Raw genomic sequence first — 19,280 nt, 5'->3', positions numbered from 1 at the left:
AATAGAGAAGAAATAATTTTCTCTTTGCCGGGCTTGATCGAGAGATAAATAGAAAATAATTTCAGTCAACCCCCAAATTGGGGAAGCGAGTGTCTGATGCGATATCTGCCAGTGTTTCTGGATCTGCAAAGCGGCAAGGTGCTGCTCGTTGGAGCGGGCGAGCTGGTGCGCGCCAAGTTGCGGCTGCTCGCAGCCGCCGGCGCCGCGGTTCGCTGGTATGCGACCGACGGTGATCATGAGCTCGCCGGTATCGCGGCGGAGGACGCCGCGCGCATCGAGCGTGCCGAGGGCGATCCGCTCACTGCCGATCTCTCCGATGTCATCGCCGTGCTCTGTGCCGGCGCAGGCGAGGTCGGTGTCGCGATGTCGGTGCGCGCCAAGGCGATTGGCCTGCCGGTCAACGTGATGGACGACCTCGTGCACTCCACCTTCATCATGCCTGCGATCGTCGATCGCGGCGATGTCGTGGTCGCGGTCGGCACCGGTGGCACGTCGCCGGTGGTGGCGCGCCGTATCCGCGAGAAGATCGAGGCGGTGCTGCCGGCCCGGATCGGCGATCTCGCCGGCTTCATCGGCCATTTCCGCAAGGCGATGCATGCCCGCATCGACGAGTTTCCGCTGCGCCGCCGCTTCTGGGAGCGCATCATCGACGGCCCGATCGGCGCGCTGGTGATGGCCGGCCGCAAGGATGAAGCCGAAAAGGCGCTGAACGCGATCACCGATCCCGCCGCATTCGCCGGCGCCAATACCGAAGGCAAGGCCGTCGGTCATGTGACGCTGGTCGGCGCCGGTCCCGGCGATCCGGATCTGCTCACGGTGAAGGCGCTGCGTGCGCTGCAGGATGCCGATGTCGTGTTCTATGACGAACTGGTGTCACCTGAAATTCTCGACCGCATCCGGCGCGATGCCACGCGGATTCCGGTCGGCCGCCGCGTCGGCAAGCCCGGCATCGGCCAGGACGCCACCAACCGCCTGATGATCGAGGCGGCGCAGTCGGGCCAGCGTGCGGTGCGGTTGAAGGGCGGCGATCCCTTTATCTTCGGCCGTGGCGGCGAGGAAATCGAAGCGCTGCGCGATGCCGGCGTCGCGTACTCCATTATTCCGGGCGTCTCCGCCGGTCTCGGCGCGGCCGCGCAATTCGAAGTGCCGCTGACCTTCCGGCACGAGGCGTTGCGCATCACCTTCCTCACCGCGCACAAGGCGCGCGATGCCGAGGTCGTCGACTGGTCGGTGCTGACCGACACCAAGATGACCGTTGTGGTCTACATGGGCATGACCGCCGCACCCGCGATCCGTGAAGGTCTGCTCGCCGCGGGCCGTTCTCCCGAGACGCCGGTCGGCGTGTTCGCGCGCGTGACGCGGCCCGATGCCAAGGCTGCGGTCGGCACGCTGGCGCGGCTGCCCGAGCTGGTCAAACAGGTCGACGGCGGTCCCGCTGTTCTCATCATCGGCGACGTGGTCGCGCATTCCGCGCCGTGGAGCCGATCCAACGTCACCCAACTGTTCTCCAACCAGATGTTCTCCGAACTGCTGAAAGCTGCCGAATGACCTCTCCGCTTGAACAGAAGAAAATCAGGATCACGGGCCCCTCGATGGTCACCGCCAACCGGACCTGGGACGGCGCCGTGGTGTACCGAACGGCCAAGCAAGGCTGGTCCACCGAACTCTCCGACTCCGCGATCGTGACCACGTCCGACGAGGCCCGCGCGCTGCTGGCCGAAGCCACCGCCGACGACGTCGGCGCGGTCGGCCCCTATATCGCGCCGGTCGAGCTCAAGGACGGCGGCAAGGTGAAGCCGGGCAATCTCCGCGAACATATCCGCGCCAAGGGCGTCACCATCGATCTCCAGGTTCCCGCGTAAGGCGCGCCGCGTTAGGGCTCATCGAACATGTATGCTTATGACGAACTCGACCGCACGCTGATCAACGAGCGTGTTTCGGAATTCCGCGACCAGGTGAAGCGCCGCCTCTCCGGCGAGCTCACCGAGGACGAATTCAAGATCCTGCGCCTGCAGAACGGCGTGTATTTGCAGCTGCACGCTTACATGTTCCGGGTCGCGATCCCCTACGGCACGCTGTCGTCGAAGCAGCTGCGCCGGCTCGCTCATGTCGCGCGCCGCTACGACCGCGGCTATGGCCACTTCACCACCCGGCAGAACATCCAGTTCAACTGGATCAAGCTCGCCGAGCTGCCGGATGCGCTGTCCGATCTTGCCGAGGTCGGCATCCATGCGATGCAGACGTCAGGCAACAACATGCGCAACGTCACCTCGGACCAGTGGGCCGGGGTCGCGCCCGGCGAGATCGAGGATCCGCGGATCTGGTCGGAGCTGATCCGCCAGCACACCACGCTGCATCCGGAATTCTCGTTCCTGCCGCGCAAGTTCAAGATCGCGATCACCGCGGCCGAGCACGACCGCGCCGCGATCAAGATCCACGACATCGGCCTGCGCCTGCACAAGAACGGCGACGGCGAGACCGGCTTCGAGGTGCTGGTCGGCGGCGGCCTCGGCCGCACCCCGTTCATCGCCAAGACCATCAAGCCGTTCGTCCCCGGCCGCGATATCCTCAGCTACATCGAGGCGATCCTGCGCGTCTACAACCAGTACGGCCGCCGCGACAACATCTACAAGGCGCGCATCAAGATCCTGGTGCACGAGCTCGGCATCGAGAAGTTTGCCAAGGAAGTCGAGGAGGAGTGGAAAGCGATGGGCGATGTCGGGCTGACGCTCGATCACGCCGCCATCGAGGAGGTCCGCTCGCGCTTCTCCTATCCGGCCTACGAAAAGCTGCCGCATATGCCGGACGAGCTGAAGCAGGCCGCGCACGATCCGCTGTTCGAGCGCTGGCGCAAGAACTCGGTGTCGGCGCACAAGGTGCAGGGCTATTCGATCGTGACGCTGTCGCTGAAGCCGGTCGGCGGCCCGCCCGGCGATGCCACCGCCGAGCAGATGGACGCGGTCGCCGACCTCGCCGACAAATATTCGTTCGGCGAGATCCGCGTCGGCCATGAGCAGAACCTGGCGCTGCCGCACGTCGCCAAGCGCGATCTGCCGCTTCTGTTCAAGGCGCTCGACCGCCTTGGCCTCGCGACGCCGAACGTCAACCTGGTCACCGACATCATCGCCTGCCCGGGGCTGGACTACTGCTCGCTGGCCAATGCGCGCTCGATCCCGATCGCGCAGGAGCTGACGCGGCGCTTCGCCAACCACGACACCGCCGACCTGATCGGCCGGCTGCACATCAACATCTCCGGCTGCATCAATGCCTGCGGCCATCACCATGTCGGCCACATCGGCATTCTTGGCGTCGAGAAGAACGGTGAGGAGTTCTACCAGATCACGATCGGCGGCCGCGCCGACGAGAACGCGCAGTTGGGCACTTTGATCGGCCCGGCCGTTCCCTATGCGGAAGTCGCCGATGTGATCGAAGACATTGTCGAAGCCTATCTCGCGCTGCGCGACCGTCCCGAGGAATTGTTCGTCGATACGGTGAAGCGTCTGGGCGTCGAGCCGATCAGGGAGCGCGTCTATGCCACTCGTTAAACAGGGAAGAATCACGACCGATCTGTTCGTGCATGTCGCCGACGGCGCCGAGCTGCCGGGTGACGGCGCAGTGCTGGTCACGGCGGAGCGTTTTCTCGCGGATCCCGAGGCACTGCTGCGCCGGCCCGGCAAGCTAGGGGTGCTCTGGCCGAACAACCGCAGTCTCGACGATCTCGTGCCGCATCTCGATCGCCTCGCCTCGGTCGCGCTGGTGTTTCCGACCTTCCGCGACGGCCGCGCCTACAGCCAGGCCCGCCTGCTGCGCGAGCGTTATGGCTATGACGGCGAGCTGCGCGCCACCGGGCAGATATTGCGCGACCAGTTCGTGTTCATGACGCGCGCCGGCTTCGACGCCTTCGAGGTGAAGAAGGATGCCGACGCTGACGCGTTCGCCCAGACCATGAAGCGCTATTCGGTGTTCTACCAGCCGACCGGCGACGGCCGCGTCACCGCGCTCAACCGCCGCATGCAGCTGCGTCATTCGGAGAGCGCCGGCCAGTGAGCACGCTCATACGAGAACTCCCGGCGGCGCCGGTCGCACTGCCCGCAGCCGATGAGCTCGATCGCGCGCTGCGCACCGCATCGCCCGCCGAGGTGATCGCGGCCGCGTTGCAGACGGTCGGCCGCGAGAAATTGGCGCTGGTGTCGTCGTTCGGCACCGAGTCCGCCGCGCTGCTCAAGGTGATGGCGGATGTCGATCCGGCGATCCCGGTGGTGTTCCTCGACACCGGCTGGTTGTTCGAGGAGACGCTGGCTTATCGCGACACGCTGATCAAGACGCTCGGCCTCACCGATGTGCGCTCGATCAAGCCGGACGAAGACGCGTTGTCGCGCCAGGATCCGGATCGCGAATTGTGGTTCACCGATCCCGATGCCTGCTGCCGCATCCGCAAGGTCGAGCCTTTGGCGCGTGCGCTGAAGCCGTTCGCCGGCTGGATCAACGGCCGCAAGCGGTTCCAGGGCGGCGCCCGCACTGAAATCCCCGTCGTCGAGGACGACGGCGCCAGGCTGAAATTCAATCCGTTCGCCCATGTCTCGCGCGAGGAGATCGAGGCAATCTACGCGCTCGGCAAGCTGCCGCCGCATCCTCTTGTCGCATCGGGATATCAGTCGGTCGGGTGTATGCCTTGCAGCAGCCGGGCTGCTGCCGGCGAGGATGCCCGCGACGGCCGCTGGCGTGGCCGCGCGAAGACCGAATGCGGCATCCACACGATGAAGATGTCGTAAGCATGATCCGGAAAAGTGCGAAGCGGTTTTCCGAAAAGATTATGCTCAGATAACGTCATCGCGACTTGGCGACGTGACAAAGCCTTCGCGGTGCGGCGGCTTCGTAGCACAAGCGCGCTGCGCCGCTGAAAACAAAGAAAACCGGTTTCGTTGACTTAAAGCCGCTTCACCGTGAGTTATGTCTTGCGTGCTCCCTGACATTCTCAGGTTGAATGGAGACAGAAATGATCCGTCGTGTGCTGCCGCTGATTGCGGGATTGTTGTGGGCGAGCTCGGCCTTCGCGGCCGACTATTCGCTGCTCAACGTGTCCTACGATCCGACGCGCGAGCTCTATGTCGACTTCAACAAGGCGTTCGCCGCGGCCTATCAGAAGGACACCGGCAAGAGCGTCGAGATCAAGCAGTCGCATGGCGGCTCGGGCTCGCAGGCGCGTTCGGTGATCGACGGATTGCAGGCCGATGTCGTTACGCTGGCGCTGGCCTATGACATCGATGCGATCGCCGGCAAGGGTCTCATCGCCGCGGACTGGCAGAAGCGCCTTGCGCTCAACGCCGCGCCCTACACCTCGACCATCGTGTTCCTGGTGCGCAAGGGCAATCCCAAGGGCATCAAGGATTGGGACGATTTGATCAAGCCCGGCGTTGCCGTGATCACGCCGAACCCGAAGACCTCGGGCGGCGCGCGCTGGAATTATCTCGCTGCCTGGGGCTATGCGCAGAAGAAATTCGGCTCGGCCGACAAGGCGAAGAAGTTCGTCGCCGATCTCTACCAGAACGTTCCGGTGCTCGACACCGGTGCGCGCGGCTCGACCGTGACGTTCGTCGAGCGCGGTGTCGGCGACGTGCTGCTGGCGTGGGAGAATGAAGCCTTCCTGGCGCTGCGCGAATTCGGCGCGGACAAGTTCGAGATCGTGGCGCCGCCGCAGTCGATCCTCGCCGAGCCGCCGGTCGCCGTGGTCGACACCGTCGCCGACAAGAAGGGCACCCGCGCCGTCGCCGAGGCTTATCTGAAGTACTGGTACACTAGGGAAGGCCAGGAGATCGCCGCGCGCAACTCCTACCGGCCGCGCGATCCCGAGATCGCCAAGGAGTACGAAAAATCCTTCGCCAAGGTTGAACTTTTCACCATCGATGACGTTTTCGGTGGTTGGACCAAGGCGCAGAAGGAGCACTTCGCCGAGGGCGGCATCTTCGATCAGATCTACAAGAACTGATCGGGCGCATGATCCGGAAAAGTGTGACGCGGTCTTCCCTGCGACAAACGCGAAGCGTTTGCGCGGGGATCATGCGCAAAGCGCTTCAGGTCGAGCAGGGGGATATGTGAGCACAGCGGTCGCACGACGCAGTACGCTGCCGGGGTTCGGTCTCACCATGGGACTGACCCTGACATGGCTCTCCGTCATCATCCTGATTCCGCTGGGCGCGCTGTTCCTCAAGACGTTCGAGCTCAGCCTCGATCAGTTCTGGGGCATCGTCACCAGCCGCCGCACGCTGAACGCCCTGAAGATCTCGTTCGGGCTGTCGTTTGCGGCCGCCTGCGTCAATCTGGTGATGGGCACCGTCATCGTCTGGGCGCTGGTGCGCTATCGGTTTCCGGGCCGGCGGCTGTTCGATGCCATCGTCGACATCCCCTTTGCCTTGCCGACCGCGGTCGCCGGCGTCGCGCTGACGCAGCTGTTCGCGCAGAAGGGCTGGCTCGGCGCACCGCTCGCCGAGCTCGGCATCAAGGTCGCCTTCACGCCGATCGGCATCTTCATCGCGATGATCTTCATCGGCATCCCCTTCGTGGTGCGCACGGTACAGCCGGTGCTGATCGATCTCGATCCCGAGATCGAGGAAGCCGCAGCGAGCCTTGGCGCCAATCGCTGGCACACCGTGTTCCGCGTCATCCTGCCGAGCCTGATTCCGGCGCTGCTCACCGGCTTTGCGCTCGCCTTCGCCCGCGCCATCGGTGAGTACGGCTCGGTGATCTTCATCGCCGGCAACCTGCCCAATGTCTCCGAGATCGCGCCGCTCCTGATCGTGATCCGGCTGTCCGAATTCCGCTACGCCGATGCCACCGCGATCGCGGTCGTGATGCTGGTGGCCTCGTTCCTGATCATCTTCCTGATCAACCGGCTGCAGCGCTGGGCGCAGGCCCGCATTCCCGTGCATTGAGGATCGACATGTCGATGCAGACGGGATTGGCGACCTCGACCACGCAGCTGCGGAGCTACGCGCCCGCGACCGATGTCAGCGTGGCAGCGCCTGCGCCGCGGCTCGAGATCGCGCGTGCCGAGCCGGTCACCGCGCGGCGTAACCCGCGGACCGAGCCGGGCCCGGTCCGCCTTGTCATCATCGCGCTGGCGATCACCTTCCTCAGCGTCTTCGTCGTGCTGCCGCTCGTCGTCGTGTTCGCCTCGGCGTTCTCGAAAGGCGTCGTCGCCTATTTCGCGGCGCTGGCGGAGCCCGAGGCACTCGCCGCGATCAAGCTGACGCTCTTGATTGCCGCGATCTCGGTCACGCTCAACCTCGTGTTCGGCGTGGTCGCGGCCTGGGCGATCTCGAAGTTCGAGTTCGCCGGCAAGACCTTCCTGATCACGCTGATCGACCTGCCGTTCTCGGTCTCGCCGGTGATCTCGGGCCTGGTCTTCGTGCTGCTGTTCGGCGCCCAGGGCTATTTCGGTTCGTGGCTGCAGGCGCACAACGTCCACATCCTGTTCGCGGTGCCCGGCATCGCGCTGGCGACGATCTTCGTCACCTTCCCGTTCGTGGCGCGCGCGCTGATCCCCCTGATGCAGGAGCAGGGCACCCAGGAAGAAGAGGCCGCGATCTCGCTCGGCGCCTCCGGCCTGCAGACCTTCTTCCGCGTTACGCTGCCCAACATCAAATGGGGTCTGCTCTACGGCGTCCTGCTCTGCAACGCGCGCGCGATGGGCGAATTCGGCGCGGTGTCTGTGGTGTCGGGCCATATCCGCGGCGAGACCAACACGATGCCGCTGCTGGTCGAGATTCTCTACAACGAATACCAGTTCGTCGCGTCGTTCGCGATCGCGTCGCTGCTCGCGATGCTGGCGTTGATCACGCTCGTGGCGAAAACCATTCTCGAGCGGCGGCTCGACGAGGCAGAGGTGGGCGATGGCGATTGAAGTCAAGAATATCGTAAAGAAATTCGGCAGCTTTGCCGCGCTCGACAATGTCGATCTCAAGGTCGCCGACGGCGAGCTGCTGGCGCTGCTTGGGCCCTCCGGCTCCGGCAAGACGACGCTGCTGCGGATCATCGCAGGCCTCGACTGGCCGGACTCGGGCGAGGTCGCGATCGACGGCGAGAACGCGCTCTCGCGCGGCGCCAGCGAACGCCAGGTCGGCTTCGTGTTCCAGCACTACGCGCTGTTCCGCCACATGACGGTGTTCGAGAACGTCGCGTTCGGTCTGCGCGTGCAGCCGCGCGCGATCCGCAAGGACGAGGCGACGATCCGCGCCCGCGTCAAGAACCTGCTCGATCTGGTGCAGCTCGATTGGCTCGCAAACCGTTATCCCAGCCAGCTCTCCGGCGGCCAGCGGCAGCGCATCGCGCTGGCGCGCGCGCTTGCGATCGAGCCGCGCATCCTGCTGCTCGACGAGCCGTTCGGCGCGCTCGATGCCAAGGTGCGCAAGGAGCTGCGGCAATGGCTGCGTTCGCTGCACAATGAGATCCACGTGACCTCGATCTTCGTCACCCACGACCAGGAGGAGGCGCTCGAGGTCGCCAATCGCGTCGTGGTGATGGACAAGGGCAGGATCGAGCAGATCGGTTCGCCCGGTGACGTCTATGACAATCCGGCGACCGCCTTCGTGCACGGCTTCATCGGTGAGTCCATCGTGCTGCCGGTCGATGTGGCCGGCGATGCGGTGCGGCTGGACGGCCGGCCGCTGAACATCCCGGCGCTGGGCGCGGCATCCGGCGCGGCCAAGCTGTTCGTCCGTCGCCACGACATGGCGGTCGGCCCGGCCGGAACCGGCGCCCTGGAAGGCGCCATCCGGCATGTCCGCTCGTTCGGTCCGATCCAGCGCGCCGAGGTGGCCCTGGCGGGGAGCGAAGGCAAGACCGTGATCGAGATCGACGCCCCCCCGCGACCGCGAGCTGCAGGCCGGCGAAATCGTCTCGCTGCAGCCCCGCCGCTACCGGATCTTCGCCGCGCAGGGGTAGCCCCGTAGCCCGGATGAAGCGAAGCGAAATCCGGGACTTCGCTCCGCGGATCGATCGTCCCCGGATTACGCTTCGCTTCATCCGGGCTACAGGCTCCAACCTCAGCCGCCGTCATTCCGGGTTCGATGCTACCGCATCGACCCGGAATGACGGCGTTTTGTGTGGCCAAAAGTTAGCCCCTGTTCACCATTCAGCCACGGTTGGTATGCAACAACGGCGGGCTAACCTTGGGGGTTTTCACCTGTGAAACGGACGACGGTTGCCCTGTTCGGGCTGCTGGTGCTTGCCGGCTGCGGCACGGACACCAAAATCCCGGAAGAACCGGCGATGTATCTCAACATGGCGCAGCCCGGTGCCGTCCTGGACAGCCAGGCGGCCGCGATCATGTTTTCGCAGTACCGCCAGAACAATGGCCTCGGCATCGTCGTGGTCGACCCGGACCTGACCAGGCTCGCCGAGCAGCAGTCGCAGGCGATGGCCGCCCGCAACAAGATGGACCATGACGTGAAGGCCCCGCTCGGCAAGCGGCTCGAGGCCGGCGGCTACCCGGCGACCGTGGCGGTCGAGAACATCTCGGCCGGCTATCACACGCTGGCGGAAGCGTTTTCGGGGTGGCGCGATTCACCGCCGCACAAGGCCAACATGCTCAAGAGCGGTGTCACAAAAATGGGCATCGCAGCCGTCTATGCTCCGAATACCAAATACAAGGTGTTCTGGACGCTCATTCTGGCGGCAACCTGATTTCGATAAATTCCGCGTGATCTCGAGCATGATCCGGAAAAGTGTGAAGCGGTTTTCCGGGAAGATCATGCTCGGACAAAGAGCCCTCTATCTCGCTGATTGACGTCGCGGTGAACAGCCGCCACGGTGCGGCTCAAGTCATTTCCGACCGAACGGTTACGCATGGATACTTCGGATTCCGCGCCGGCCTCGACGCCCGCGCAAGCGCAGCGGGTGCTGGTTCTTCAGGGCGGCGGCGCGCTCGGCTCCTACCAGGCCGGCGCCTTTCAGGCGCTCTGTCACGCAGGCTTCGAGCCGGAATGGATTGCCGGCATCTCGATCGGCGCCATCAATGCCGCGATCATTGCCGGTAACGAGCCGGACAAGCGCGTGCCGAAGCTGAAGGAGTTCTGGGAGATGGTGTCGGCGCCGGTGCCGTGGAATCCGGTCTCCAAGCATGAGCGCGCCCGCTCGCTGTTCAACGAGACCAGTGCCGCGATCATCGCGACCTTCGGGGTGCCCGGCTTCTTCACGCCGCGGATTCCGCCGGCGCCGCTGTGGCCGCCCGGCAGCTCGCAATCGCTGAGCTATTACGACACCGCGCCGCTGAAGAAGACGCTGGAGCGCCTCGTCGATTTCGACCGCATCAACGACCTGAAGACGCGGCTGTCGGTCGGCGCGGTCGGCGTCACCTCGGGCAATTTCCGCTATTTCGACAATTACGAATTCAAGAAGCTCGGCAAGAAGATCGGTCCCGAGCACATCATGGCTTCGGGCGCGCTGCCACCCGGCTTTCCTGCCGTGGTGATCGAGGGCGAGCATTACTGGGACGGAGGCATCGCCTCCAACACGCCGCTCGACTTCGTGCTCGACGAGGAGACCAGCCGCGATCTCCTGATCTTCCAGGTCGACCTGTTCAGCGCGCGCGGGCCGTTGCCGGAGACGCTGCTGGAGGCCGCCGAGCGCGAAAAGGACATCCGCTATTCCAGCCGGACGCGGATGAACACCGACAAGAACAGGCAGATCCACAACGCCCGCATGGCGGTGCGCGACCTGATCGGCAAGCTGCCCGATTATCTGAAGAACGATCCGTCGGTCGAACTGCTGCGCAAGGCCTCCAAGGAGAACACCGTCACGGTGGTTCACCTGATCTACAAGAGCAAGAACTACGAGAGCTCCTCGAAGGATTACGACTTCTCCCATGTGGCGATGGTCGAGCACTGGGGCGCGGGCGTCCGCGACGTGCATTTGTCGATGCGTCACAAAGAATGGCTAGAACGGCCACAGTCCGGGGAGACCATGGTGACATACGATCTCACGGGGGACGAACCCACTCCCCCGCAAGCAAAATAGGAGCGACCGATAATGGGTACGTTGACAGGCAAGACCGCCGTTGTGACCGGCTCGACCAGCGGCATCGGATTGGCGTATGCGCGCGCCTTCGCAGGCGCCGGCGCCAATATCGTTCTCAATGGAATGGGCGTTCCGGCTGACATCGAGAAGGAACGCTCCGGCATCGAGACCGACTTCAAGGTCAAAGCGGTGCATTCGCCGGCCGACATGACCAAGCCGGCCGAGATCGCCGACATGATCGCGCTCGGTGAGAAGACCTTCGGTTCGGTCGATATCCTGGTCAACAATGCCGGCATCCAGTTCGTGTCGCCGATCGAGGAATTCCCGCCGGAGAAGTGGGAAGCGATCATCGCGATCAACCTGTCGTCGGCGTTCTACGGCATCCGCGCCGCGGTGCCCGGCATGAAGAAGCGCGGTTGGGGCCGCATCATCAACACCGCATCGGCGCACTCGCTGGTCGCCTCGCCGTTCAAGTCGGCCTATGTCTCGGCCAAGCACGGCATCGCCGGCCTCACCAAGACCGCGGCGCTGGAACTCGCGCAGTTCAAGATCACCTGCAACTGCATCAGCCCGGGCTATGTCTGGACGCCGCTGGTCGAGCACCAGATTCCGGAGACCATGAAGGCGCGCAACATGACCAAGGAGCAGGTCATCAAGGACGTGCTGCTCGCAGCCCAGCCGACCAAGGAGTTCGTGACCTCGGAGCAGGTCGCAGCGCTCGCGCTGTTCCTGTGCGGCGACGATGCCGCGCAGATCACCGGCGCCAACCTCTCGATCGACGGCGGCTGGACCGCGGAGTAATTTTCCCGCGGGATTTGTCGGTTAAAGAACAAGCCGGCCCTGACTGGATCAGGGCCGGCTTTTGCTTTTCTATGGGATGATCGGCAGGCTTGCCGTCAGGCGTCCGATCCACTCTCTTTCGCAGGCTTTTGTTTCGCGGCTACCAGCCGCTCCATGCTCTCCAGGATATCGACCTCGTCCGCACTGGAGCCCGCGTCGGGGGTGACTTCGATGGATGTGATCGCGGCTTCAGATATCTGCAACTCAACTTCAGAGGCGACGTGCTGGTGGCCCCGCAATGCGTTTTCGATCGCGTTCGCCATCGATAGCAATTCGTCCTGCGCCGCCTTCGGCCAGGATTGCACGCGATTAAGCAATTCCTTCAGCTCAGTGGCGCTCATGGCGGCAATTATATACCGCGTCCGGCCGAAAGCTATGCCGCCGCCCGCCGCTTCCCGAATGCCAGCACGTGCAGCCCGAGCCGCGAGCGCACCACGTAAAACAGCAGGATCGTCTCGAAGATCAGCGACAGCGAGGTCGAGGCCGCCGCGCCCATGCCGCCGTAGCGCGGCACCAGCGTCATGCAGAGTCCGACATTCATGAAGAACGACACCGCATAGGCGGTCGCGCAAATGCTCTGGTGGCCGAGCATGTTCAACAGCCGCTCCACCGGTCCGATCGCCGAGCGCACCACGAGCCCGATCGCGGCGACGAACATGATGCTGTAGCCGTCGACGAATTTCGGGCCGAACAGCCAGAGCAGCGGCTTGCCGAACGCGAGCAGTGCGATGGTTGCCAGCAGCGAGGGCCAGAACGTCCAGCTGATCGCGTGCGCGACATAGGCCGACAGCCGGTCCTTGTCGCCGAGCGCATTGTACTCGGCGAAGCGGTGCGCCGTCGTTGCCGACATCGCGTAGTGCACGAACGACACCAGCGCCAGCGTCTTCACCACGGCGAAATAGATGCCGACCTCCTCGGAGGAGCGGAATTGCTGCAGCATCAGCACGTCGGTATAGCCGAGCAGCAGATAGAAGCTCTCGACCAGCATGATCGGCAGCGAGATCTTAAACCAGCCCTTGACGTCGTAGGTCTTCTCGCCCGGCCCGAGATGGGTGTCGACGCGGCGGTTCAGCACGATCATCTGGCCGATCGCCGCGATGTAGACGGCGGCTGCGCTCGCGATCATCGCAGCGGCGGCGCCGAGATTGAGGCCGAGCGTCAGCGCGCCGGCGGTGAGCGCGATGATCAGTCCCTGCCGCACGATGAACTGCGGCATCAGGCCGAGCTGCATCCAGTCATGCGCGCGCGAGATGCCGTCCTGGGTGTTCGCGACGACGAAGGGCGGCAAGGTCAGGCAGCCGATATAGAGCGGCACCACCGCGTTGGGATCGATCCAGGGCGAGGCGACATGGATCACGCCGGCGAGCAGCAGTGCCACCGCACTCGACGTGGCAAGTACCACCCAGCGGCCGCCGGAGAGGAAGCCGCGCAGCGCGGCGAGGTCGCCACGCGCGCGATATTCCGGGATGATCTTCTGCGACGACGGCGCGATGCCGAAATCCATCGTGCTGCCGAGAAGCAGCACCCAGGTCCAGACATAGACATAGATGCCGTAGTCCGAGCCGCTCATCCAGCGCGCGAGCAGGATCTGCGCGAGATAGGCGATCGCGGCGCTGATGACGCGGATGATGAAGATCATGCCCGCGAGGCGCTTGGTGACCGACGCCTCCTTGGTGCCGCCGAGCAGGTCCGCAACGAGCCCGCGCAGGCGTGCAACCGGGCCCGATGGCGCAGAGGTTGCGGCCGAGGATTCGGATCGTGTCTCCATCACAGCCAAGGCGGCAAATTCCCAAAGCGCCGCAAGGCGGCGATGGCCCCCGATCTATCAACGAAACGTTAAGATTGGGTTGGGTGACGGATGCTCAGGCGTCGTCCCGGCGCAGGCCGGGACCCATAACCACCGGGAACCGTTAGTACGCACAGCTTGTCCCACAGCGCGTGCCTCGAACCACGGCTGCGGAGTATGGGTCCCGGCCTGCGCCGGGACGACGCCGAGGCATCAGTTCAAACGCTGTCGCGTCAGTTCAAATTGATATTGAATTCGTAGCTCTTGTCGCCGCCGACCAGGGTCAGCTTCAGCGCGGCGCCGTCCGCCTTGGCGCCGGGCGGCAGGCCGTCGAGCTCGAACGAGAAGCGCTTCACGCCCGGCGGCGCGTGCTCGACGAGCTTAGGCACGGGCAGCGCCCAGTCCGGCGTCGGCCCCTCGACGAACAGGCTGAGGTCCTTACTCTCCGGCGCGGTGACATCGACCAGCACGTTGTTGCCGTCGCGCTTGACGTCGCGGATCGTGAACGGGGCGGGGTCGCCGATATTGGCGGGCTTCGGCACCGCGTTGAGCGCTTCCGACAGCGCGGCGTCCTCGGTCGAGGCGACGCTGGCGAACGCAAGCTCGGCCTTCGCCTCAACCGGCACGCACAGCTTCTCGCACACCGCGTAACTGATGTCGGCGCGCAGCACCAAGGGCTTGTCGGGATTCTTCGCGACGATGCGCAGCGGCAGCACCACCTGATGCTTGTAGCCGAGCGAGGTGCCGCCGGCGCCGTCGTCGAACCGGCGCGGCGCCGGCCACATCACCGTGACCGCATCGACATTGTCCGACTTGGAGAAATCGAACCGCGGCGGCACGCCGGAATCGCCCGGCGTCCTCCAGTAGGTTTTCCAGCCGTCCTGCAACTGGAAAGCGATGCCGCCGAGCAGCACCGCGCCGCTGCGCGATCCCGCCAGCAGCCGCACTGCGGAATGGGTGTCCTGCTGCCACGGCGAGGCGTCGTCGGCGCGAACCTCCGCGGCTACGGATGCGACGGAAATCAAGGCGGCAACGCCAAATGCGGCACGCATGGGAACTGTGACGATCATGAGACGTCTTTACCTGCAACTTTGGTTGCAAACCATTGAATTGCTTGTGATGCATCGCCGCACCGCGGCCGATGGTTGATTGACAGAACCGCCACCCAATATCAGGATGCCAAATCAGCAGGAAAGGCCTTTGCGGATGCGCCCTGAAGGCAAAACAGGCAAGACTCGCAAGACCGCCGCCGGCAGAAACCCGGCCGTCGGTCCCCACGCCACCGATGATGGCTATCTCGATGGCCAGATGCTGATCGCGATGCCTGTCATGAACGACCCGCGCTTCGAGCGCTCCGTGATCTACATGTGCGCGCATTCGTCGGAAGGCGCGATGGGCATCATCGTCAATCGCCCGGCCGGCAGCATCGATTTCCCGGGACTGCTGGTGCAGCTCGACATCATCGAGAAGTCGGACCAGATCCAGCTGCCCGAGAATGCCGAGATGATGAAGGTGATGAAGGGCGGCCCGGTCGACACCGGCCGCGGCTTCGTGCTGCATTCCAGCGATTTCTACATTCAGGATGCGACGCTGAACATCGACGACGGCATCTCGCTGACCGCGACCGTCGACATCCTCAAGGCGATCGCCAAGGGAGCCGGCCCCAAGCACGCGATCCTCGCGCTCGGCTATGCCGGCTGGGCGCCGGGCCAGCTCGAGAACGAGATCCAGCACAATGGCTGGCTGCACTGCGACGCCGATCCGGAGCTGATCTTTGGCCCCGATGTCGACGAGAAATACGCCCGCGCCCTGCGCAAGATCGGCATCGAGGCCGGCATGCTGTCGAACGACGCTGGGCACGCTTAACCTGCCGCCGCGATAGTACGGTCTTTCCACATCACAGGTGTCGTCCCTGCGAAAGCAGGGATCCATAACCACCGCATTGTGTGATGGAGTTCGTTGGGGCCACAGCGTCGAGTAACAACCGCGCCCTGTGGTTGGGTCCCGGGTCGCGCTTCGCTTGCCCTCGACGACAGCGGTGGGCTTGGGTTACTCCGCCGCTTCCTGCGCCACCGTCGGCTGGGTGCCGGCCACCGTGGCGCGGCGCATGTCGCGGGGTTGCGACTGGTCGTAGCGGCGGACGCGGTGCACGGTCTGGCGGTTGTCCCACATCACGAGGTCATGCAGCGTCCATTTGTGGACATAGACGAACTCCGGCTGCGTGGCGTGCTCGGTGAGGTCGCGCAGCAACAGCCGCGCCTCCGGCATGCTCATGCCCCTGATGGCGCCGGCATGCGATGACAGGTAGAGCGACTTGCGGCCGTGCACCGGATGGGTGCGCACCAGGCGCTGCAGCACCGGCTTGAACATCTGCTTCTCTTCCTCGGTGTAGTCGAGGAAGCCGAGCGAGCCGCGCGAATACATCAGCGAGTGCTCGCAAATCATGTCCTCGATCTCGGCCTTGGTCTCGTCGTCGAGCGCGTCATAGGCCGCGCGCATGTCGGCGAATTCGGTGTTGCCGCCCTTCGGGTTCACGACGCGCGCCGACAGCAGCGAGAATTTTGCCGGGATCGGCCGAAACGAGCTGTCGGAGTGCCACAGGCAGTTGCCGAGATTGAACAGATGGGTGCGGTGATCCTTCGGCAGCGGCTTGCCGTCCTTGCCGAGGTTTCCGACATCGTTGAGCCCGGAGGAGAGACGGTAGTCCTCCTTCTTCGTCACCGTGCCGCCGCGCGAGTGCTCGCGCTCGCCGAAGTTCAGCGCGAACGCCATCTGCTGTTCGTCCGTGATGTCCTGGCCGTGGAAGACGAGCACGGCGTACTTGTCCATGCCGGCCTCGATGTCGGTCGCTTCCTGCTTCGTCAGCGGCTTGCGCAGATCGACGCCGGAGACCTCGCCGACGAAATGCTTGTGAAGCTGCCGGATCAGGACCGTCATGGCGCAAATCTCCCCGTGCTTTGCGGGCGGTTTTCCCGCTTCATTTGACGGGAAGGCTACTCCCGACGCGCCGCCTGTCAACGCTTCGCGGCGAGACGCGGGTCAGGCATTCCGCGCCATCAACCCGCCGTCGACAGGGATCACGGCGCCGGTCAAGAACGATGCCGCGGGCAGGCAAAGGCTCAGCGTCATGTGCGCGACCTCCTCCGGATCGCCGTAGCGCGCCAGCGCCGTGCGGCGCTTGGCGTAGATCGTCTTGTGCTCCTCGGAGATGCGGTCGGTAATCCCTGTGCGGATCGGGCCCGGGCAGATGCAGTTCACGGTGATGCCTTCGCGTCCCAGTTCCACCGCGAGCGAGCGGGTCAGGCTGGTGACGCCGCCCTTGGCCGCGGAGTAGGGGCTGTGCAGGCCTGTTGCACCGAGCGCTTCGGTTGAGGCGATGTTGACGATGCGCGGCGAGCGCGACTTGCGCAGATATGGCAGCGCGGCACGGATGATGCGCGGATGCGCCGTCAGCATCACGGCGATGCCCTTGGCCCAGGCGTCCTCATAACCGGGATCGTCGATCGGCACGCGCACCGAGATGCCGGCATTGTTGACGATGATGTCGAGCCCGCCGAAATGCGCGGCGACGTCGTTGACGACCCTGGTGATGGCGTCGCGATCGCTGACGTCGAGCGTCCAGGCCTTTGCCGAGCCGCCGCTCGCCGAAATCTCTTTCGCCACCGTCTGCGTGCCGTCTTCGGTGAGGTCGGTGACCGCGACATTGGCGCCTTCATCGGCGAACACGCGCGCGGTAGCGCGGCCCATGCCGCTGGCGGCACCGGTGACGAGAACGGTGAGGCCCTTCACCGAACGGCTGAGCTGCTTGTATTCGGACACGACGGACCTCCCGTTGATTTTTTTGCGTTGTGCGAGCTGCAACGCTGGCACCGATCGAGAGAGACGTCAAACCGGTGATCCCTTATCGGCACGCGCGCAGCGCGTTAACGCAAGTTTTGCGTGGGCTTTTGCGTTGGCTTTTCGCAAAGGATCATGCTCAATCAAGAAAACAGCACGAGAGAGGAACGCGATGAACGAGCTCGATTTCGGCGGCAAGCAGGTACTGGTGGTCGGCGGCTCCAGCGGCATCGGCAACGGCATCGCGCAGGCCTTTCGCGCCAAGGGCGCGCGCGTTGCCGTCTACGGCACCCGCGCGCAGGCGAGCGACTATTCCGCGGAGGAAGGCTCGCATCTCGATGGCCTTGCCTATGCGCAGCTCGATGTCTCTGATCCGCAGGCGATCGAACGACTCACGCCGGCGTTCGATCGGCTCGACGTGCTGGTGCTGGCGCAGGGCGCGGTGATTTACCGCCGCGGGGAATTCGAGATGGAGGGCTTCCGCAAGGTGCTCGAAGTCAACCTGATGAGCCTGATGGCCTGCGCCACGAAATTCCACGCGATGCTGAGCGCCGCGAAGGGCTCGCTGATCATCGTGAGCTCGACCGCGGCGTATCATTCCACCATGGGCAATCCCGCCTACAACGCCTCGAAGACCGGCGCCGTCGGGCTGACGCGCACGCTTGGTGAAGCCTGGGCGGAGAACGGCATCCGCGTCAACGGCATCGCGCCGGGCCTGGTCGACACCAAGATGACCAAGGCGACGACCGCGAATCCAAAGCGTCTCGAAGGCGCGCTGGAGCGTATTCCGCTGAAGCGTCTCGGCACGCCCGCCGACATGGCCGGCGCCGCACTGTTCCTGGCCTCGCCGCTTGCCTCCTACATCGTCGGACAGACCATTGTGGTCGACGGCGGGCTCATTCTCTAGCTCCAGAAAGCTACAGGAACCTGCGCGAGGTTCCGCGGTTGGCTCCCTGACAGTTTCAGGGAGCAGTCGTGATGGACAAGGATCGGATTTTCGGAACGGCGAAGGAGTTCGCGGGCAAGGCCGAAGGCGCCGTCGGCGAGGCGACCGGTGATGCGCAGACGCAGGCCTCGGGCCGCGCGCGCGAAGCCGCCGGCACCGTGCAGGATCTCTACGGCCAGGCCAAGGATGCCGCGCGTGATGCCGCCGACACTGCGGTCAATTACGCCAAGGACGCCTATGAGCATCGCGGCGAGACCATCCGCGGCGGACAGAAGGCGGTGGCGAGATCGGTGCAGGACAATCCGCTCGGCGCGCTGCTGATCGCCGGCGGCATCGGCTTTGCGCTGGCGCTGTTGATGACGCGCCAGCCGCGCCGCCCGCCGCCGTCACGCTGGCGCTATTACGGCTAGTCCGCCGTCCTACTCGCCGCCGCCGACCGGGTGGCTCGCAATGACGTGGATGTAACTTCCAATGACGTGGATGTAGCTTCGCTTCCGCCGCCGCTTATTGCCAGGGATTCCCCGGCCCTGCGGCCCGCTGTCCGACATTGCGCGGCGGACGCGGTGGCGGGGCGACCAGCGGGCGCTGCTGCGGCGCGCCGAAGCCGAAGAAGTCACGCAGCCAGGGCTGCGTCTGCGGCTGCTGTTGTGGCTGGGCCTGCGCCGGGCGGAACACACGCTTCTGTGGCTTCGGCGCGGTGATGATCGAGCCGTCGGGCGCGATCGCCGTGGTCGAGGGCGGCGGATTCGCAGGTCCCCCCGCCGCCGGTGCAGCCGGCGTCACCGCGGCAACCGGCACGTCGCCCTTGGCCTGCTCGCGGCCGATCTCGCGGCGCGGCCAGGCGAAATCATCGGCGCG

At 64.9% G+C, this 19,280-nt stretch carries 19 protein-coding genes and 2 pseudogenes; 15 read left to right on the top strand and 6 right to left on the bottom strand.

Features of this window, described 5'->3' with window-relative positions; all coding sequences use genetic code 11:
- Positions 1 to 96: 96 nt before the first annotated feature.
- The 12 genes and pseudogenes from cysG to AC628_RS35535 all read left to right on the top strand — a co-directional run bounded on the left by cysG (position 97) and on the right by AC628_RS35535 (position 11,814).
- On the top strand, positions 97 to 1,548 hold the full coding sequence (cysG, locus tag AC628_RS35590) for a siroheme synthase CysG (protein WP_074131356.1): 1,452 nt from the start codon (positions 97 to 99) through the stop codon (positions 1,546 to 1,548).
- Complete coding sequence (locus AC628_RS35585; RefSeq protein ID WP_074131355.1) at positions 1,545 to 1,862, top strand: DUF2849 domain-containing protein; 318 nt, start codon at positions 1,545 to 1,547, stop codon at positions 1,860 to 1,862. Before cysG ends, AC628_RS35585 begins: the two co-directional genes overlap by 4 nt.
- Before the next feature lie 27 nt (positions 1,863 to 1,889).
- On the top strand, positions 1,890 to 3,545 hold the full coding sequence (locus AC628_RS35580; RefSeq protein ID WP_074131354.1) for a nitrite/sulfite reductase: 1,656 nt from the start codon (positions 1,890 to 1,892) through the stop codon (positions 3,543 to 3,545).
- A complete protein-coding gene (locus tag AC628_RS35575) occupies positions 3,532 to 4,047 on the top strand; it encodes a DUF934 domain-containing protein (RefSeq protein WP_074131353.1) in 516 nt (171 codons plus the stop codon). Before AC628_RS35580 ends, AC628_RS35575 begins: the two co-directional genes overlap by 14 nt.
- Positions 4,044 to 4,772 (top strand): phosphoadenylyl-sulfate reductase, encoded by a 729-nt coding sequence (locus AC628_RS35570; RefSeq protein ID WP_074131352.1) that lies wholly within the window; start codon positions 4,044 to 4,046, stop codon positions 4,770 to 4,772. The genes AC628_RS35575 and AC628_RS35570 overlap by 4 nt, the downstream gene beginning before the upstream one ends.
- 224 nt (positions 4,773 to 4,996) lie before the next feature.
- Positions 4,997 to 5,986, top strand: coding sequence for a sulfate ABC transporter substrate-binding protein (locus AC628_RS35565; RefSeq protein ID WP_074131351.1), 990 nt, complete (start codon positions 4,997 to 4,999; stop codon positions 5,984 to 5,986).
- A gap of 136 nt (positions 5,987 to 6,122) precedes the next feature.
- On the top strand, positions 6,123 to 6,929 hold the full coding sequence (gene cysT, locus AC628_RS35560; protein WP_074131358.1) for a sulfate ABC transporter permease subunit CysT: 807 nt from the start codon (positions 6,123 to 6,125) through the stop codon (positions 6,927 to 6,929).
- Between the two features lie 8 nt (positions 6,930 to 6,937).
- The gene (gene cysW / locus AC628_RS35555; RefSeq protein WP_143201984.1) at positions 6,938 to 7,900 is read left to right on the top strand and encodes a sulfate ABC transporter permease subunit CysW; all 963 of its coding nucleotides are present in this window, start codon (positions 6,938 to 6,940) and stop codon (positions 7,898 to 7,900) included.
- Positions 7,890 to 8,940, top strand: a pseudogene (locus AC628_RS35550) (sulfate/molybdate ABC transporter ATP-binding protein). Before cysW ends, AC628_RS35550 begins: the two are co-directional and overlap by 11 nt.
- 243 nt (positions 8,941 to 9,183) lie before the next feature.
- A complete protein-coding gene (locus AC628_RS35545; protein WP_074131350.1) occupies positions 9,184 to 9,681 on the top strand; it encodes a CAP domain-containing protein in 498 nt (165 codons plus the stop codon).
- A 162-nt stretch (positions 9,682 to 9,843) separates the two neighbouring features.
- The gene (locus AC628_RS35540; RefSeq protein ID WP_074131349.1) at positions 9,844 to 11,013 is read left to right on the top strand and encodes a DUF3734 domain-containing protein; all 1,170 of its coding nucleotides are present in this window, start codon (positions 9,844 to 9,846) and stop codon (positions 11,011 to 11,013) included.
- Between the two features lie 12 nt (positions 11,014 to 11,025).
- Positions 11,026 to 11,814: a 3-hydroxybutyrate dehydrogenase gene (locus AC628_RS35535; RefSeq protein ID WP_021076374.1), complete on the top strand. Its 789-nt coding sequence runs from the start codon at positions 11,026 to 11,028 to the stop codon at positions 11,812 to 11,814.
- A gap of 95 nt (positions 11,815 to 11,909) precedes the next feature.
- On the opposite strand, the gene AC628_RS35530 is transcribed toward AC628_RS35535, so the two are convergent.
- From AC628_RS35530 to AC628_RS35520, 3 genes are all read right to left on the bottom strand, one after another.
- A complete protein-coding gene (locus AC628_RS35530; RefSeq protein WP_074131348.1) occupies positions 11,910 to 12,194 on the bottom strand; it encodes a hypothetical protein in 285 nt (94 codons plus the stop codon).
- A gap of 32 nt (positions 12,195 to 12,226) precedes the next feature.
- Complete coding sequence (locus AC628_RS35525) at positions 12,227 to 13,630, bottom strand: oligosaccharide flippase family protein (protein WP_074131347.1); 1,404 nt, start codon at positions 13,628 to 13,630, stop codon at positions 12,227 to 12,229.
- 242 nt (positions 13,631 to 13,872) lie between these two features.
- Positions 13,873 to 14,709 (bottom strand): protein-disulfide reductase DsbD domain-containing protein, encoded by an 837-nt coding sequence (locus AC628_RS35520; RefSeq protein WP_050426378.1) that lies wholly within the window; start codon positions 14,707 to 14,709, stop codon positions 13,873 to 13,875.
- Positions 14,710 to 14,845: 136 nt separating this feature from the next.
- Between AC628_RS35520 and AC628_RS35515 the strand changes: the two genes are divergently transcribed.
- Positions 14,846 to 15,505, top strand: a complete 660-nt coding sequence (locus tag AC628_RS35515) for a YqgE/AlgH family protein (protein ID WP_074131346.1) — start codon at positions 14,846 to 14,848, stop codon at positions 15,503 to 15,505.
- Between the two features lie 183 nt (positions 15,506 to 15,688).
- On the opposite strand, the gene AC628_RS35510 is transcribed toward AC628_RS35515, so the two are convergent.
- Both AC628_RS35510 and AC628_RS35505 read right to left on the bottom strand, forming a co-directional pair.
- Positions 15,689 to 16,576, bottom strand: coding sequence for a TauD/TfdA dioxygenase family protein (locus AC628_RS35510; protein ID WP_050426380.1), 888 nt, complete (start codon positions 16,574 to 16,576; stop codon positions 15,689 to 15,691).
- Positions 16,577 to 16,678: 102 nt separating this feature from the next.
- Positions 16,679 to 17,458 carry an SDR family NAD(P)-dependent oxidoreductase gene (locus AC628_RS35505; RefSeq protein ID WP_074131345.1) on the bottom strand — a complete coding sequence of 260 codons (780 nt, stop codon included), beginning with the start codon at positions 17,456 to 17,458 and terminating at the stop codon, positions 16,679 to 16,681.
- Between the two features lie 190 nt (positions 17,459 to 17,648).
- Between AC628_RS35505 and AC628_RS35500 the strand changes: the two genes are divergently transcribed.
- Both AC628_RS35500 and AC628_RS35495 read left to right on the top strand, forming a co-directional pair.
- The gene (locus AC628_RS35500) at positions 17,649 to 18,383 is read left to right on the top strand and encodes an SDR family NAD(P)-dependent oxidoreductase (protein WP_074131344.1); all 735 of its coding nucleotides are present in this window, start codon (positions 17,649 to 17,651) and stop codon (positions 18,381 to 18,383) included.
- Between the two features lie 71 nt (positions 18,384 to 18,454).
- Positions 18,455 to 18,832: a CsbD family protein gene (locus AC628_RS35495; RefSeq protein WP_074131343.1), complete on the top strand. Its 378-nt coding sequence runs from the start codon at positions 18,455 to 18,457 to the stop codon at positions 18,830 to 18,832.
- 94 nt (positions 18,833 to 18,926) lie between these two features.
- On the opposite strand, the pseudogene AC628_RS35490 reads toward AC628_RS35495, so the two are convergent.
- A pseudogene (locus AC628_RS35490) lies at positions 18,927 to 19,280 on the bottom strand (DUF459 domain-containing protein); the annotation flags it as partial.

This window comes from Bradyrhizobium sp. NAS96.2 (assembly GCF_001908235.1).
GTDB lineage: Bacteria > Pseudomonadota > Alphaproteobacteria > Rhizobiales > Xanthobacteraceae > Bradyrhizobium.
Note: the sequence above shows the minus strand (reverse complement) of the source record. Positions and strands in the feature narration are given on the sequence as shown.